This is a genomic window from Achromobacter sp. NPDC058515, assembly GCF_042721735.1.
GTDB lineage: Bacteria > Pseudomonadota > Gammaproteobacteria > Burkholderiales > Burkholderiaceae_B > Achromobacter.
The window spans coordinates 72,178-86,433 of record NZ_JBHXNI010000011.1 but is presented as its reverse complement, the minus strand read 5'-3'; the positions used below and the strand labels follow the sequence as shown (position 1 = coordinate 86,433).

Below are 14,256 nucleotides of genomic sequence, written 5' to 3'. Positions count from 1 at the left end.
GGCGCGCGCCTGGCCGGCGGGCCGATGGCAAGCGCCATCGGCCATCGCCGCATCCATCAATACGACGGCGGCGGCAACAGCGGCACCGGCGGGCGTTCCTTGCCGAACACCGACCGGTACGCCAGGATGTTGAACACCAGCACCACCGGAATCCCCACGACCGCGCCCGCCATGACCAGGCGCATCGAGCCCAGCGCGCCCGCGCCGTCCCACAAGGTCATGTCGTCCAGGATCAGGTAGGGGAAGAGGCTGTAGGCCAGGCCGCTCAGCATCAGCAGGAACAGGGACACGGTCAGCACGAAGGGCAGCCAGCTGAAGCGGTCCGCCCGGCCGGGCAGCCGCGCCAGCAGCATCTCGGCAGCGACGAATCCCGCCAGCATTAGCACCCAGACCGAAGCCGCCAGGCTCAGGTGGGCGATGTTGCTCCACTTGTAGAAGATGCCGGCATTCGCCAGGCCCAGCGTGACGGCGATCGCCACCATGCCCACGGCCGTCCAGCGGATGGCGTGGCGGGCCCAGTTGGCAGCGCGGCGCTGCAGGTCGCCGTCCACGCGCATGACCAGCCACGACGCGCCCAGCAGCACATAGGCCGCCACCGCGCACAGGCCCACGAACATGGCGAACCAGCCGTAGCCGGCGTCGGACTGGTATCCGGTCGCGATGCGGCCCAGCAGCATGCCCTGGCCGAACGCCGTGATGATCGAGCCCGCCCAGAACGCGAAGATCCAGCGCGGCTTCATTTCCGTGCGCGCGCGGATGCGGAATTCAAACGAGACGCTGCGCAGCACCACGCCCAGCACCATGAAGGTCAGGGGCCCGTAGAGCTTGCCCAGCACCGCCCCCCAAGCGAACGGAAACGCCGACGCGAACAGGCCCATGCCCAGCAGCAGCCAGAATTCGTTGGCGTCCCGCCACGGGCTCAGCAGGCCCATCATGCGGCCACGCTCGTGTTCGGGGGCCAGCTGCAGCAGGATGCCCACGCCGAGGTCGAAGCCGTCCAGGACCATGCCCGCGGCGATCACCACGAACAGCAGTCCCATGAAGGCCAGCGGCATCCAGAAGGAAGGATCGTCGGGGCTCAGCCCCTGCGAGGCGGCCAGCATGGCGATCATGGCGTACCTCCGCCCAGTTTGCGCACAGGCACGACGCCATAGCGCGCGGCATGGAACAGCATGCCTGCAAACGCGGCCAGCAGCAGCGCGTACAGCAGGCCGTAGCCGATCAGGCCGTAGAGCACCGTGCTGGAAGCGACAGAGCCCAGGACCTCGGATTGCGTGATGGTGCCGTTCACGACGAAGGGCTGCAGGCCGATGACGGACATCCACCATCCGGCCACGACGGCGATGCCGCCTGAGAACATCATGCCGCACAGGACCCGCTGCCACCAATGCGGCAAGCCCGACGGATCCATGCCGCGCCGGAACGTCCACAGGAAGGTCACGCACGCCACCGCCAGCATCAGCAGGCCCAGCCCCGCCGCCACGCGCAGCGACCAGAAGGTCAGCGCCACCGGCGGGAGCATGCCCGAATACTTGTCCAGCCCCTGGTAGGTGCCGTCGGGATTGCGGTGCAGCCACATGCCCCCGGTATTGCGCAGGGTCAGGTCGCCCACGTTGGTGTGGGCGCGCGCGTCCGGCCAGCCGAACAGCACGAACTGCGGCTCGGCCCCGCTTTCCCAGAAGCCGGCCGCCGCGGCCGCCTTGGCGGGCTGCAGCTTGGCCACCATCTGCCCGGCGCCGGTGGCGACCGGCAATTGGAGGAAGGCCGCCACCACGGCGACGACCAGCGCGGTCTTGAAGGCGCTGCGCTCGCCGTCGCCCAGCGGGCGCCGCAGGGCCTGCAACGCGGTCACGCCCATCATCAGGAACGAGGCGGCCAGGGCGGAACCGACGATCACCACGGCCATGCGCCAGCCCACCGACGGGTTCAGCACCACCGCCACCCAGTCATAGACCTGGTAGCGGCCGTCGACCAGCACCGCGCCGTCCGGCGTCTGCATCCAGGACTGCAGGGCCAGGACCCAGAACACCGCGACCAGCTGCCCCGCCGCCACCATCAGCACCGCCAGCGTATGCGCGCCGTCGGACACGCGGCGCTGGCCGAACAGCATGACGCCCAGGAAACAGGATTTCAGGATGAAGACCGAGAGAATGCCGTAGCCCAGCAAGGGGCCCGCCACATTGCCGATCTTGTCCATCAGTCCCGCCCACAGGCTGCCGATCTGGATCAGCACGGGGACGCTCGCGGCAAGGGTCAGCACGAAGGCCAGCGCGAAAATGCGCACCCAGAAGCGGTAGGCCGCCGTCCAGCCGCCATGGCCCGACCAGCGGGCCCGGATCTTGAAGAACAGCAGCACCCAGGCAAGCGCCAGGGAGACGGCGAGAAAAAGCGCCAGGAAGCTCAGGCTGGCCACGAACTGCGCCCGGGCCAGCGATAAGGTGGATATATCCATAATGGCCCGTAGTGTAGAGCCAGTTACAAGGCTATGGGGGTCACTTTGAATCCAGTTGCGGACGGCCTGAAAAGAGCTTGCATGCGGAACGTGGCAAAATTGGCGCTTTGTCGCTGCTTTTTCCTATTCTTTCAAGAATGACCTCCGCCACGACGCCGACCCCCGCCGCATCAAATTTCCTGCTCAATATCGTCCAAGACGACCTCGAAGCGAACCGCTTCCAGGGCAAACGCTGGGCGGGCAAGCCTGGCCCGGCGGCCTTGCAGCAGCAGGGAGACGCGGACCCGGCCCGCATCCGCACGCGCTTTCCGCCGGAGCCCAACGGCTACCTGCACATCGGCCACGCCAAGAGCATCTGCGTGAACTTCGGGCTGGCGCGCGACTTCGGCGGCGTCTGCCACCTGCGCTTTGACGACACCAATCCCGAAAAAGAAGACCAGGAATACGTCGACGCCATCATCGAGGCCGTCCACTGGCTGGGCTTTGACTGGAAGGCCGACAACGGCCAGGAAAACCTGTACTTCGCCAGCGATTACTTCGGCTATATGTACGAGTTCGCCGAAGCGCTGGTGGAAGCCGGCCACGCCTACGTGGACGAGCAAAGCCCCGAAGAGATCCGCGCCAACCGCGGCACGCTGACCGAACCCGGCACCGATTCGCCCTGGCGCAACCGCCCGGCCGCGGAGTCGATCGCGCTGCTGCGCGAAATGCGCGACGGCAAGCATCCCGACGGCAGCCTGGTGCTGCGCGCGAAGATCAACATGGCTTCGCCCAACATCAACCTGCGCGACCCGGTCATGTACCGCGTGCGCCACGCCACCCACCACCGCACGGGCAACCAATGGTGCATCTACCCGATGTACAGCTGGGCGCATCCGGTGGAAGACGCGCTCGAAGGCATCACGCACAGCGTCTGCACCCTGGAATTCGAAGACCAGCGGCCGTTCTACGACTGGATCCTGACGCGCCTGGCCGAGCTGGGCAAGCTGGCCGCGCCGCTGCCGCACCAATATGAGTTCGCCCGCCTGAACGTGAGCTACGTCGTCACCAGCAAGCGCAAGCTGCTGCAGCTGGTGCGCGAAGGCCATGTGGACGGCTGGGACGATCCGCGCATGCCGACCATCTTCGGCCTGCGCCGCCGCGGCTACACGCCGGCCTCGATCCGCCTGTTCTGCGAGCGCACGGCCGTGTCCAAGTCCGATTCGCGCATCGACTACAGCCTGCTGGAGCAGGCCGTGCGCGACGACCTGGACCCGATCGCCCCCCGCTCGGTCGCCGTGCTGGACCCGATCAAGCTGGTCATCACCAACTATCCCGAAGGCCAGACCGAGCCCTGCACCGCGCCGCGCAACCCGCACGATCCGGAAGCCGGCGTGCGCGAGTTCCCGCTTTCGCGCGAACTGTGGATCGAGCGCGACGACTTCCGCGAGGAAGCGCCCAAGAAGTACTTCCGCCTGTTCCCCGGCAATACCGTGCGCCTGAAATACGGCTACGTCGTGCGCTGCACCGGCTTCACCAAGAACGAGGCGGGCGAGGTCGTCGAGGTCCAGGCCGAGTACCTGCCCGACACCAAGAGCGGCACGCCGGGCTCCGACAGCGTCAAGGTCAAGGGCAACATCACCTGGGTCAGCGCCGCCCACGCGGTGCCCGCCCAGATCCACCTGTACGACCGCCTCTTCGCCGACGCGCGCCCCGATGGCGGCGACAAGGACTTCCTGGCCTGCCTGAACCCGAACTCCAAGCAGACCGTCACGGCCTGGCTGGAACCGGGCACCGTCGCCACCCCCGGCGCCACCTGGCAGTTCGAGCGCCTGGGCTACTTCACGGCCGACCTGAAGGACTCGACGCAAGACGCCCCGGTGCTCAACCGCATCGTGACCCTGCGCGATTCCTGGGCCCAAGGTTGACCGTTCGCGTGCGTAATACGGGAAAAAGGCGCCTTCGGGCGCCTTTTTCTTTCGCCGCCGTTGCGGCTCAGGCCGCCCTGGGCGGGTTATCATCCCCGACATCCCGCAGCCGGTTGAGCGCGCCGTTTCCAGGCGCCCGGACCGCCAGCCACAATCAAGATGAACACTGAATCCCTAGCCCTGGACTTCAAGAGCGCCACCCTGTATGCCATCCGGGTGGTTCTGCATAGCGCCGATCCCGAACGCCTGAACGCCGCGCTGGCCAAGCGCATGGCCGATGCCGGCAGCTTCTTCGAGAACGAGCCCGTCGTCATCGACGCCAGCCGCGTCGAGGAAAAGATCGATTGGACCGCCCTGGTGGCGGCGCTGCGCGGCCATAACCTGCCCCCCATCGGGGTGGTGGCCGAAGGCGCCAACCTGCAAGCCGCGCGCGAGGCCGGCCTGACGCCGGTGGAACTGTCCACGCCCGCCGCCCGGCCTGCCCCCGTGGTGGACACCGCGCCGCCGAACGACGTCGCCACGCCCGTGCCGTCGATGCCGGCCGCGGCCGTCGAGATCGCGCCAGCGCCCACGGATACGTCGAACACCGACAACCCGACCACCGATGCGCCGGGCGCCGATGCGTCGGGCGCCGATGCGTCGGAAGCTGGGAAGGCCGCTGCCGAGCCGATGCCGTCTCGCGCCGCCAGCAGCACCACCTCCGCCGCCAGCCCCACGGCCGCCGCGCCGCACTCGTCTTCGGCGCTGGTCATCACCAAGCCGCTGCGTTCGGGCCAGCGCGTCTACGCGCGCCACACGGACCTGGTCGTGATCGGCATGGTGAGCCAGGGCGCGGAAGTCATCGCCGACGGCAACGTGCACGTCTATGGCCCGCTGCGCGGCAAGGCGATGGCCGGCGCGCGCGGGGACGCCTCGGCCCGTATCTTCACGACACATCTGGATGCGGAACTGCTGGCCGTGGCGGGCGTATACCGGGTGGTCGAGGACAAGCTCGACCGCACGCTGCAGAACCAGCCCGCGCTGGTGCGCCTGGACGGCGACACCTTGCGCATCGAGGCGCTGAAGGCGTGACGCCCCAGCCCTGATGCGCCGGCCCGTGACGGCCGCGCGGCGCGAGCCGCGCACAAATCTCAACACATCCTGTAAGAAGCCTTACATGGGCTTTTTGCTTTACGATAACGCGATTTATTCGAACATAAGGGTTTGATCGTCATGACACGCATTGTTGTGGTGACTTCCGGCAAAGGCGGCGTGGGTAAAACCACGACGAGCGCCAGTTTTTCCGCGGGCCTCGCGATGCGGGGCCACAAAACCGCTGTCATCGACTTCGACGTCGGCCTGCGCAATCTCGACCTCATCATGGGCTGCGAGCGTCGCGTGGTGTACGACTTCGTCAATGTGATCCAGGGCGAAGCCACCCTCAACCAGGCGCTGATCAAGGACAAGCAGCTTGAAAACCTGTTCATCCTGCCCGCCTCGCAAACGCGCGACAAAGACGCGCTGACGCAGGAAGGCGTGGAAAAGGTCATCAATGACCTGAAGGAAATGGGCTTCGAGTACATCGTCTGCGACTCCCCCGCCGGCATCGAGACGGGCGCGCTGATGGCCGCCTACTTCGCCGACGACGCGCTGGTCGTGACCAACCCCGAAGTCTCGTCGGTGCGCGATTCCGACCGCATCCTGGGCATCCTGGCGGCCAAGTCCAAGCGCGCGGTCGACGGCGGCGAGCCGGTCAAGGAATTCCTGCTGCTGACGCGCTACAACCCGAAGCGCGTGTCCGACGGCGAAATGCTGTCGCTGGGCGACATCGAAGACATCCTGCGCATCAAGCTGATCGGCGTCATCCCCGAATCGGAAGCGGTGCTGCAGGCCTCGAACCAGGGCCTGCCCGCCATCCACCTGAAAGAGACCGATGTCTCCGAAGCCTACAAGGACGTCGTCAGCCGCTACCTGGGCGAAGACAAGGCCCTGCGCTTTACCGATTACGAAAAGCCCGGTTTCCTGAAACGCCTGTTCGGAGGCAAGTAAGCAATGTCCTTCCTGTCGTTTCTGCTCGGTCAAAAGAAATCTTCCGCTTCCGTCGCCAAAGAGCGGTTGCAGATCATCCTGGCCCACGAGCGGGGCCGCGGCGACTCGCCCGATTACCTGCCGCAGTTGCAGCAGGAACTTATCGCGGTCATCTCCAAGTACGTGAAGATCAACCCCGAAGACATCAAGGTGCACCTGGAACGCCAGGACACGCTCGAGGTGCTGGAAGTGAAGATCGAGATGCCGCAAAACGAGACCTGATGCGCCCCGCGCGCCGCCTTCGGGCGCGCGCCGCGCATAAAAAAACGCCCGGCATCGCCGGGCGTTTCAGCATTGGGACGCAAGCTTAACGCTTGCCGACCTGATCGCCGATCACGCCGCCGATCGCCGCGCCGCCCACTGTGCCAAGCACGCCGCCGTTGGTGATCACGGCGCCTGCCACGCCGCCCAATGCGGCCCCGCCCACGGTGCTCTTTTGGCGATGGCTCATGCCATCCCAGGATGAGCAGCCGGCCATGGCGGCGGTCATGGCCAGTGCGACACAGATTTTGGAAAGCGATGCGATTTTCATGATGTAGCTCCTATTCTTGTACCCAGGAGCCGCGCCAATGAATCTCATGCGAGCGCGCGGTTCCCATTTGCGGGTTTAGAGCCTTCAGGATCGCAAAATATCCGGGGCCGCGCTGTGAGGTTTGCCCATGAATTGTGTCAAAGGGCGAGAGAATAATTACGCCCCGCAGTGGACAATGTTGCAGCGGCGCCGGCTATTTGACCAGACGTAACACCTCGCGAAAGCGCGGATGCTCGCAGGTCTCCATCCACTCGAAAATCGCCATCTCGGAAGTGACGATCTCCGCGCCATGCGCGCGCGCGCGGCGCAGCGCCGCATGATGATCGGCGGGCTTGCGCGACCCCGCCGCATCCGACACCAGCACGGCCTTGTAGCCCAGGCTGGCCAGGCCGATCACGGTCTGCAATACGCAAATATGCGCTTCGCAGCCCGCCACCAGTATCGTCCGGCGCGCGGCCGGCAGCCAGCCGTCGAAGCCCGCTTCGCGCGCCGCCGAGAAGTGCATCTTCTGGAACGTGCTTTGCACCAGCCCGCGCAGCGGATCGACGGTGACGCCCAGCATCTTGCTGTGATGCTCGGTGGCGGCCACCGGCACGTCCAGGAGGCGCGCGGCCTGCGCGAGCTTGTGCGCGGCATTGAGCACCGCGTCGCCATCGTGGATGACGGGCATCAGGCGGCCCTGCATGTCGACGATCAGCAGGGTGGAATCGGAGGCGGACAGCAGCATGGTGTGAACTCCCGGAGCAAGCTCCCAGGATAACCCGCCCATGAAAAATCCCGGCGCGCGGGCCGGGATTTTTCGGACTGCCTAGCCTGCCGGCAGGCTTACTTCAGGGCCTTGTAGCGCAGGCGCTTGGGCTTGGCGCCCTCTTCGCCCAGGCGGCGCTTCTTGTCGGCTTCGTACTCTTGGTAGTTGCCATCAAAGAACACCACTTGCGAATCGCCTTCGAAGGCCAGGATGTGCGTGGCGATGCGGTCCAGGAACCAGCGGTCATGGCTGATCACCATGACGCTGCCGGGGAACTCCAGCAGCCCGTCTTCGAGGGCGCGCAGGGTTTCCACGTCGAGGTCGTTGGACGGTTCGTCAAGCAGCAGCACGTTGCCGCCGGCGATCAGCGTCTTGGCCATGTGCAGGCGGCCGCGTTCGCCGCCGGAGAGCTGGCCCACGACCTTGTTCTGGTCGCCGCCCTTGAAGTTGAAGCGGCCCAGATAGGCGCGCGACGACATTTCGAACTTGCCCACCGTCAGGATGTCGGCGCCGTCGGCCACCGCATCGAACACCGTCTTCTTGTCTTCCAGCGCGTCGCGCGACTGGTCGACATAGGCGAGCTTGACGGTCTGGCCGATATTCACTTCGCCCGAATCCGGCTGCTCGCGGCCCGCGATCATGCGGAACAGCGTCGACTTGCCGGCGCCGTTGGCGCCGATGATGCCGACGATGGCGCCCGGCGGCACCTTGAAGCTGAGGTTGTCGATCAGCAGGCGATCGCCGTAGGCCTTGCTGACGTTGTTGAACTCGATGACCTCGTTGCCCAGGCGCTCGCCCACCGGAATGAAGATTTCCTGGGTTTCGTTGCGCTTCTGGTATTCATACGACGACAGTTCCTCGAAGCGGGCCAGGCGCGCCTTGGCCTTGGCCTGGCGTCCCTTCGGGTTCTGGCGCACCCACTCCAGTTCCTTCTTGATGGTCTTCTGGCGGGCGGATTCCGAGGACTCTTCCTGCTTGAGGCGGTCTTCCTTCTGTTCCAGCCACGAGCTGTAGTTGCCCTTCCAGGGAATGCCGTAGCCGCGGTCCAGTTCCAGGATCCACTCGGCCGCGTTGTCCAGGAAGTAGCGATCGTGGGTCACGCCCACGACGGTGCCGGGGAACTTGTGCAGGAACTGCTCAAGCCACTCCACGCTTTCGGCGTCCAAGTGGTTGGTGGGTTCGTCCAGCAGCAGCATGTCGGGCTTGGACAGCAGCAGGCGGCACAGGGCCACGCGGCGCTTTTCACCGCCGGACAGCTTGCCGACGATGGCGTCCCAGGGCGGCAGGCGCAGTGCGTCGGCCGCGATTTCCATCTGGTGTTCGATGTCGTCCGAGCCGCTGGAGGCGGCCGCGGCGATGATGGCTTCCAGGTCAGCCTGTTCGGCGGCCAGCGCATCGAAATCGGCGTCCGGCTCGGCGTAGGCGGCGTAGACCTCGTCCAGGCGCTTCTTGGCGGTGACCACCGCGCCCAGGCCTTCCTCGACCGACTGGCGGACCGTGTGCTCGGGATTGAGCTGCGGTTCCTGCGGCAGGTAGCCGATGTTCAGGCCCGGCATCGGGATGGCTTCGCCTTCGATCTCGCGGTCGACGCCCGCCATGATCTTCAGCAGCGTCGACTTGCCCGAGCCGTTCAGGCCCAGCACGCCGATCTTGGCGCCAGGAAAAAACGAAAGCGAGATATCGCGCAGGATCTGCCGCTTGGGCGGCACGATCTTGCCGACGCGGTTCATGGTGTAGACGTATTGGGCCATGGGCTCGTATGTGAGATATAGCTGAGAAACCGTTGATTGTAGGCCGGAACCCTGACCGGCGTGCGTCAGGCGGGCTCCGGCCCCATTCCGCGGTCAGGCGGCCCTGCCGGCGCGCCCGCCGAGACGCGGCGTGCGCATCTGCGCCAGCATCACGCCGGCCAGCGCCAGCGCGCCGCCCGCGATGTGAAAGAGATGCGGCTTTTCGCCCAGGAACACCGCCGCGATCGCCACCGTGAACACCGGCATCACGTTCAGGAAGATGCTGGCGCGGTTGGGCCCCAGGTGCCGCACGCCCTGCATCCACAGGAAAGGCGCGAACAGCGACGGAAAGACCGCCGCATAGAGCACCAGCGGCACGTTCTCGGCATTCAGCGGAGACGGCGGCGCCAGCAGGAAGGCCGGCAGCTGGAACAGCACCCCGAACGCGACCTGCACGTACAGCGATTGCCACGGCCCCACCGGCAAGGCCCAGCGGCGCAGCAGCACGCCGTACAGCGCATAGGCCAGCGCGCCCAGCCCCATCAGCACGTCGCCATGATTGGCGCCCACGGACAGCAGCCGCGCCGGATCGCCCTCGCCGATCAGGAGCGCCAGTCCGGCAAGCGACACCAGGCCGCCCACCATCGCCATGAGCGACGGACGCTCGCGCAGCACCACCGCCACCACGGCGACGGTCAAAAGCGGAATCATCGCCGTAATGAAGCCCATGTTGGTGGCGGTGGTGGTGGACGCCGCCACATAGGCCAGGCCCTGGTAGAGCGCCATGCCCAGCCCGCCCAGCACCGCGAACTTCGGCAGATGGGCCAGCACCGCGCGGCGCTGCGCCCACACGCCCGGCAGCGCAAAGGGCGTCAACACCGCGCCCGCCAGCGCCCAGCGGTAAAAGCCGATGGCGGCCGGCGCAATCACGCCGGCCGCCATCTTGGTCACGATCATGTTGACCGACCAGATCAGGGCCGCCAGCAGCGGGAACAACAGGTAGCGTAGGGGAAGGTGCGGGGCGTCGGGACGCGTCATGGGAAGCAGCGATGCAGAACAGGAATGGCCGGCCAGTGTAGGGGGTGTCCGACATTATGTATATAATGAAAAACAGACAAACCCATACGAACTTCCGACATGGATGCCCTTCCCGTCCTGGCCGAGCACCTGCCCTACCCCCTGGCCTGCCGCATCCTGCACTTCACGCCCAACTCCCGCATGAAGCGCCACGCTTCGCCCTGGGCCGAGCTGAACTTCGCCATCTCCGGCATCATGGAAATCGGCATCCGCGGCGTCACCTACCTGTCGCCGCCCCAATACGCCATCTGGATACCACCGCACGTAGAGCATTGCTGCCAGAATGCGGGCGAAGTGCACTACGCCTGCATCGACATCCCCGCCGCGGCCTGCGCCGGCTTGCCCGACGAACCCTGCACGCTGGAGATCAGCCCCGTCATGCGGGCGATCCTGGCCGACTTCGAACGGCGCGGCATCAGCTATCCGACTACGCCCGAAGACCGGCGCATGGCGCAGATCGTCATCGACCAGGCGCGCCAGGCGCGCGCCTACGCCAGCTACCTGCCCTCCACCACCGAACCCGTGCTGGCCCCCGTCCTGGCCGCGCTGCAGCGCCATCCCGGCGACAAGCGCGGCGCCGCCCACTGGGCCGCGACCGCCGGCATCACCGAGCGCACCCTGCTGCGCCATTGCCAGCAGCACCTGGGCATGTCGTTCAACGAATGGCGCCAACGGCTGCGGGTGGTCTGCGCGCTGGGCATGCTGGACGAAGGCCGCCCGGTGCAGGCCGTCGCCCGCGACCTGGGCTACAGCACCCCGTCCGCCTTCATCGCCATGTTCCAGCGCCTGACCGGCGAATCCCCGGACAGCGCCCGCAAGCGCGGCCTTCCCGCGCCGCCCTGAACGCCCGCCGCGAATCGTCATCCAAGCGTCCGATGCACCGCGGCGCGGATCGCGAGACAATAGCGTCTGACTTTACGTATCTGCCGTGCCGTCGCGGCTTCATCGCGCCCAGGAACCCCCTTCATGTCCGCCTCCGCTACTCCCCCTGCTTCCTTGACCCATTTCAGCCCACCCGAGCTGGACATGCTGGCCAAGACCGCAGACGCCCTCAGCGCCTACCTGGGCAAACCCGTGCTGGCCGAAGTGGTGCTGGGCGACGAAGGCACCGAATGGGTGACCTACGGCGTGCCCATCGACGAAAACGCCAAGACCGACGAGGAGCAGACCCACGTCCAGCTGGGCGGCCCCGGCGCCCGCATCCTCGGCAACCGCGGCGGCCTGCCCCAGTCCGATGACGACACCTACGACTGCCTCTACCTCTGGGCCATCCAGATCTCGCTGAACGACGGCGAACGCTTCATCAAGCTCGACCACGACGGCGAGGAATCCGCCTGGTCCGACAACCTGGAAGACGTGCTGCCCTTCGCACTGACCGAAGAGCCGCAAGCGGATCCGGACCAGGACGAGGAAGAAGAGGAAGACGGCGAGGACGAGGACGACGACACGCCGTACGACGACGTGCACGATCACCGTCATTGAAATGAAGCATCATCCGGCTCGCGCCCGATGATGAATTGGCCGCAACGCGCAAACCGCACGACCCAGAGCGCGAAGCGCACAACGCCCCGACGCCCCACCAGCCAAACGCCAAACAAGGCCGCCCGCGCGGCCGCTTTGGCGACCCCGCAAGACCTTCCCCCGCCCACCACCCGCGGCCAGAACGCCAAGCAATCCGCCCGCCCCAGCGATCGCCACGCCGGACGCCAAAAGAACCGGCAACGCCAAGAAGAACCAGCAACGTCCAAAAGAACCCGCTGCCCCCGGATCAAACCCCGATCCGCCCCTCCTCCACCGCATGGCAAGCCACAACCGAAACCCCCGCCAGCATCGCCGCGGGAGCCTGCGCCCGGCACCGCTCATTGGCATGCGGACACCGCGGATGAAACGTGCACCCTGAAGGCGGATTCAAGGGATTCGGCACTTCCCCCGCCACCGCGGTGCGCGGCTTGCCCGCCCCATTGATATCCGGAATCGCCTCCAGCAGCATCCGCGTATACGGATGCCGCGGCCGCGCAAACAGCTCGTCGCGCGGCGCCACCTCCACCATGCGTCCCAGGTACATCACCCCCACCCGGTCGGCCACGTGATGCACCACCGCCAGGTTGTGGGAGATGAACAGATACGTCAGCCCCAGTTTCCTCTGCAGGTCCTTCATCAGGTTCAGCACCTGCGCCTGCACCGACACGTCCAGCGCCGAGGTCGGCTCATCGCACACCAGGAACTCCGGATTCACCGCCAACGCCCGCGCAATCGAAATGCGCTGGCGCTGGCCGCCGGAAAACTGATGCGGATAGCGCCCCTGGTCCGCCGGATCCAGGCCCACCTGCTTGAGCAGTTCACTGACCCGCGCCACGCGCTCGTCCGGCGTCATCCGCGTATGCGTCAGCATCGGCTCCGCGATGATGCGCCCCACCCGCCAGCGCGGATTCAGGCTGGCGTACGGATCCTGGAAAATCATCTGCAAGCGCTTGCGCAGGGCGCGCCCGCCCGGCTCCGACATCCGCGACAGCGGCTGGCCATCAAAGCGGATATCCCCGCGCGTCAGGTCATACAGCCCCACCAGCATCCGCGCCACCGTGGACTTTCCACAGCCCGATTCGCCCACCAGCGCCAGCGTCTCGCCGCGCGCGATCTCGAACGACACGCCGTCCACCGCCCGCAGCATCACCTTGGGCTTGCCGGCCAGCTTGCGCTCCAGCCAAGGCGGCGACACATCGAACCAGCGCGCCGCGTCCTTTACTTCCACCAACGGGGTGCTCATGCGGCCACCTTGTGTTTATCGTCATGCAACCAACAGGCCGCGCGGGACGTGCCCGCCGGCATCAGCTCGGGGCGCTCCTGCGCGCAGCGCGGCAAACGCTGGCCGCAACGCGGATTGAACGCGCAGCCCGGCGGAATGGCGTTCAGGCGCGGCATACTGCCGTCGATCTGCACCAGCCGCTCCCGGTGGCCTTCCAGCGAGGGAATCGACCCCATCAGCCCCGCCGTATACGGGTGGCGCGGCTTGTGGATCACGTCCGCCACCGGGCCGATCTCCGCGACGCGGCCCGCATACATCACCGCCACCCGGTCCGCGGTCTCCGCGATCACGCCCATGTCGTGCGTGATCAGCATGACCGCCGTGCCCTGCTCGCGGCACAGGCGCTTGAGCAGCTCGATGATCTGCGCCTGGATGGAAACATCCAGCGCCGTGGTCGGCTCATCGGCCACCACCAGCTTCGGTTCCGCGGCCAGCGCCAGCGCAATCACCACGCGCTGGCGCATGCCGCCTGAAAACTGATGCGGATAGTGGTCGATGCGTTCGCGCGCCGCGGGAATGCCGGTCGACGCCAGCAACTCCACCGCGCGGTTGCGCGCCTGCGTCCAGGTCATGTCCAGGTGGGTCACGATGGTTTCCGCCAGTTGCCGGCCCACCGTGTACAGCGGGTTCAGCGACGTCAGCGGATCCTGGAACACCGCCCCGATCTCGCGGCCGCGCACGCGGCGCATCTGCTCGTCGGGAAGATTGTCGATGCGGCGGCCCGCCAGAAGGATCTCGCCGCCGGCGATGCGGCCGGGAGGTTCCAGCAGGCCGATGATGGATGCGCCGGTCAGCGATTTGCCGGCGCCGGATTCGCCCACCACGCCCAGGACTTCGCCTGCCTGGATGGAAAAGGACACATCGTCCAGGGCGCGTAGCGTGCCGCGGCGCGTGGGAAACTCCACGCGCAGATTGCGGACTTCCAGAAGTGCGCTCATGG

The 14,256-nt window shown here is 66.6% G+C and carries 14 protein-coding genes; 6 read left to right on the top strand and 8 right to left on the bottom strand.

What is annotated here, in order from left to right:
* Positions 1-56 precede the first annotated feature (56 nt).
* Together ACFWP0_RS19225 and ACFWP0_RS19220 are read right to left on the bottom strand one after the other, a co-directional pair.
* On the bottom strand, positions 57-1,112 hold the full coding sequence (locus ACFWP0_RS19225; RefSeq protein ID WP_377844692.1) for a cytochrome d ubiquinol oxidase subunit II: 1,056 nt from the start codon (positions 1,110-1,112) through the stop codon (positions 57-59).
* On the bottom strand, positions 1,109-2,452 hold the full coding sequence (locus tag ACFWP0_RS19220; RefSeq protein WP_377844690.1) for a cytochrome ubiquinol oxidase subunit I: 1,344 nt from the start codon (positions 2,450-2,452) through the stop codon (positions 1,109-1,111). Before ACFWP0_RS19220 ends, ACFWP0_RS19225 begins: the two co-directional genes overlap by 4 nt.
* A 137-nt stretch (positions 2,453-2,589) precedes the next feature.
* On the opposite strand from ACFWP0_RS19220, the gene ACFWP0_RS19215 reads away from it, so the two are divergent.
* The 4 genes from ACFWP0_RS19215 (at position 2,590) to minE (ending at position 6,648) form a co-directional block, all read left to right on the top strand.
* Entirely contained in the window at positions 2,590-4,359 is a 1,770-nt protein-coding gene (locus tag ACFWP0_RS19215; protein WP_377844688.1) for a glutamine--tRNA ligase/YqeY domain fusion protein, read from the top strand.
* A 159-nt stretch (positions 4,360-4,518) separates the two neighbouring features.
* On the top strand, positions 4,519-5,430 hold the full coding sequence (gene minC / locus ACFWP0_RS19210; protein ID WP_377844686.1) for a septum site-determining protein MinC: 912 nt from the start codon (positions 4,519-4,521) through the stop codon (positions 5,428-5,430).
* 141 nt (positions 5,431-5,571) lie between these two features.
* Entirely contained in the window at positions 5,572-6,387 is an 816-nt protein-coding gene (minD, locus tag ACFWP0_RS19205) for a septum site-determining protein MinD (RefSeq protein ID WP_377844684.1), read from the top strand.
* A gap of 3 nt (positions 6,388-6,390) precedes the next feature.
* Positions 6,391-6,648 carry a cell division topological specificity factor MinE gene (gene minE, locus ACFWP0_RS19200; protein ID WP_171661813.1) on the top strand — a complete coding sequence of 86 codons (258 nt, stop codon included), beginning with the start codon at positions 6,391-6,393 and terminating at the stop codon, positions 6,646-6,648.
* 85 nt (positions 6,649-6,733) lie between these two features.
* Here the strand turns inward: minE and ACFWP0_RS19195 are convergent, their stop codons facing one another.
* From ACFWP0_RS19195 to ACFWP0_RS19180, 4 genes are all read right to left on the bottom strand, one after another.
* Positions 6,734-6,958: a glycine zipper 2TM domain-containing protein gene (locus tag ACFWP0_RS19195; protein ID WP_100852949.1), complete on the bottom strand. Its 225-nt coding sequence runs from the start codon at positions 6,956-6,958 to the stop codon at positions 6,734-6,736.
* 193 nt (positions 6,959-7,151) lie between these two features.
* On the bottom strand, positions 7,152-7,685 hold the full coding sequence (locus ACFWP0_RS19190; RefSeq protein ID WP_377844681.1) for an isochorismatase family protein: 534 nt from the start codon (positions 7,683-7,685) through the stop codon (positions 7,152-7,154).
* 98 nt (positions 7,686-7,783) lie between these two features.
* Positions 7,784-9,457 (bottom strand): energy-dependent translational throttle protein EttA, encoded by a 1,674-nt coding sequence (gene ettA / locus ACFWP0_RS19185; protein WP_377844679.1) that lies wholly within the window; start codon positions 9,455-9,457, stop codon positions 7,784-7,786.
* A gap of 93 nt (positions 9,458-9,550) precedes the next feature.
* Positions 9,551-10,474, bottom strand: coding sequence for a DMT family transporter (locus ACFWP0_RS19180; RefSeq protein ID WP_377844678.1), 924 nt, complete (start codon positions 10,472-10,474; stop codon positions 9,551-9,553).
* 99 nt (positions 10,475-10,573) lie between these two features.
* Here ACFWP0_RS19180 and ACFWP0_RS19175 point away from each other — a divergent pair, with 99 nt between their 5' ends.
* Complete coding sequence (locus ACFWP0_RS19175) at positions 10,574-11,356, top strand: AraC family transcriptional regulator (RefSeq protein WP_377844676.1); 783 nt, start codon at positions 10,574-10,576, stop codon at positions 11,354-11,356.
* A gap of 123 nt (positions 11,357-11,479) precedes the next feature.
* Complete coding sequence (locus ACFWP0_RS19170) at positions 11,480-11,995, top strand: hypothetical protein (protein WP_377844674.1); 516 nt, start codon at positions 11,480-11,482, stop codon at positions 11,993-11,995.
* A 286-nt stretch (positions 11,996-12,281) separates the two neighbouring features.
* Here ACFWP0_RS19170 and ACFWP0_RS19165 read toward each other — a convergent pair whose 3' ends face one another.
* Together ACFWP0_RS19165 and ACFWP0_RS19160 are read right to left on the bottom strand one after the other, a co-directional pair.
* The gene (locus tag ACFWP0_RS19165) at positions 12,282-13,277 is read right to left on the bottom strand and encodes an ABC transporter ATP-binding protein (RefSeq protein ID WP_377844672.1); all 996 of its coding nucleotides are present in this window, start codon (positions 13,275-13,277) and stop codon (positions 12,282-12,284) included.
* A complete protein-coding gene (locus ACFWP0_RS19160; RefSeq protein ID WP_377844671.1) occupies positions 13,274-14,254 on the bottom strand; it encodes an ABC transporter ATP-binding protein in 981 nt (326 codons plus the stop codon). Before ACFWP0_RS19160 ends, ACFWP0_RS19165 begins: the two co-directional genes overlap by 4 nt.
* Positions 14,255-14,256: the final 2 nt, after the last annotated feature.

What these genes read in the sequence shown, in the direction of transcription:
- ACFWP0_RS19180 (WP_377844678.1), bottom strand. Translation starts at nt 10,474, where the DNA reads ATGACGCGTCCCGACGCCCCGCACCTTCCCCTACGCTACCTGTTGTTC.
- ACFWP0_RS19215 (WP_377844688.1), top strand. Translation starts at nt 2,590, where the DNA reads ATGACCTCCGCCACGACGCCGACCCCCGCCGCATCAAATTTCCTGCTC.
- ACFWP0_RS19160 (WP_377844671.1), bottom strand. Translation starts at nt 14,254, where the DNA reads ATGAGCGCACTTCTGGAAGTCCGCAATCTGCGCGTGGAGTTTCCCACG.
- ACFWP0_RS19165 (WP_377844672.1), bottom strand. Translation starts at nt 13,277, where the DNA reads ATGAGCACCCCGTTGGTGGAAGTAAAGGACGCGGCGCGCTGGTTCGAT.
- ettA (WP_377844679.1), bottom strand. Translation starts at nt 9,457, where the DNA reads ATGGCCCAATACGTCTACACCATGAACCGCGTCGGCAAGATCGTGCCG.
- ACFWP0_RS19170 (WP_377844674.1), top strand. Translation starts at nt 11,480, where the DNA reads ATGTCCGCCTCCGCTACTCCCCCTGCTTCCTTGACCCATTTCAGCCCA.
- ACFWP0_RS19190 (WP_377844681.1), bottom strand. Translation starts at nt 7,685, where the DNA reads ATGCTGCTGTCCGCCTCCGATTCCACCCTGCTGATCGTCGACATGCAG.
- ACFWP0_RS19225 (WP_377844692.1), bottom strand. Translation starts at nt 1,112, where the DNA reads ATGATCGCCATGCTGGCCGCCTCGCAGGGGCTGAGCCCCGACGATCCT.
- ACFWP0_RS19175 (WP_377844676.1), top strand. Translation starts at nt 10,574, where the DNA reads ATGGATGCCCTTCCCGTCCTGGCCGAGCACCTGCCCTACCCCCTGGCC.
- ACFWP0_RS19195 (WP_100852949.1), bottom strand. Translation starts at nt 6,958, where the DNA reads ATGAAAATCGCATCGCTTTCCAAAATCTGTGTCGCACTGGCCATGACC.
- minC (WP_377844686.1), top strand. Translation starts at nt 4,519, where the DNA reads ATGAACACTGAATCCCTAGCCCTGGACTTCAAGAGCGCCACCCTGTAT.
- ACFWP0_RS19220 (WP_377844690.1), bottom strand. Translation starts at nt 2,452, where the DNA reads ATGGATATATCCACCTTATCGCTGGCCCGGGCGCAGTTCGTGGCCAGC.
- minD (WP_377844684.1), top strand. Translation starts at nt 5,572, where the DNA reads ATGACACGCATTGTTGTGGTGACTTCCGGCAAAGGCGGCGTGGGTAAA.
- minE (WP_171661813.1), top strand. Translation starts at nt 6,391, where the DNA reads ATGTCCTTCCTGTCGTTTCTGCTCGGTCAAAAGAAATCTTCCGCTTCC.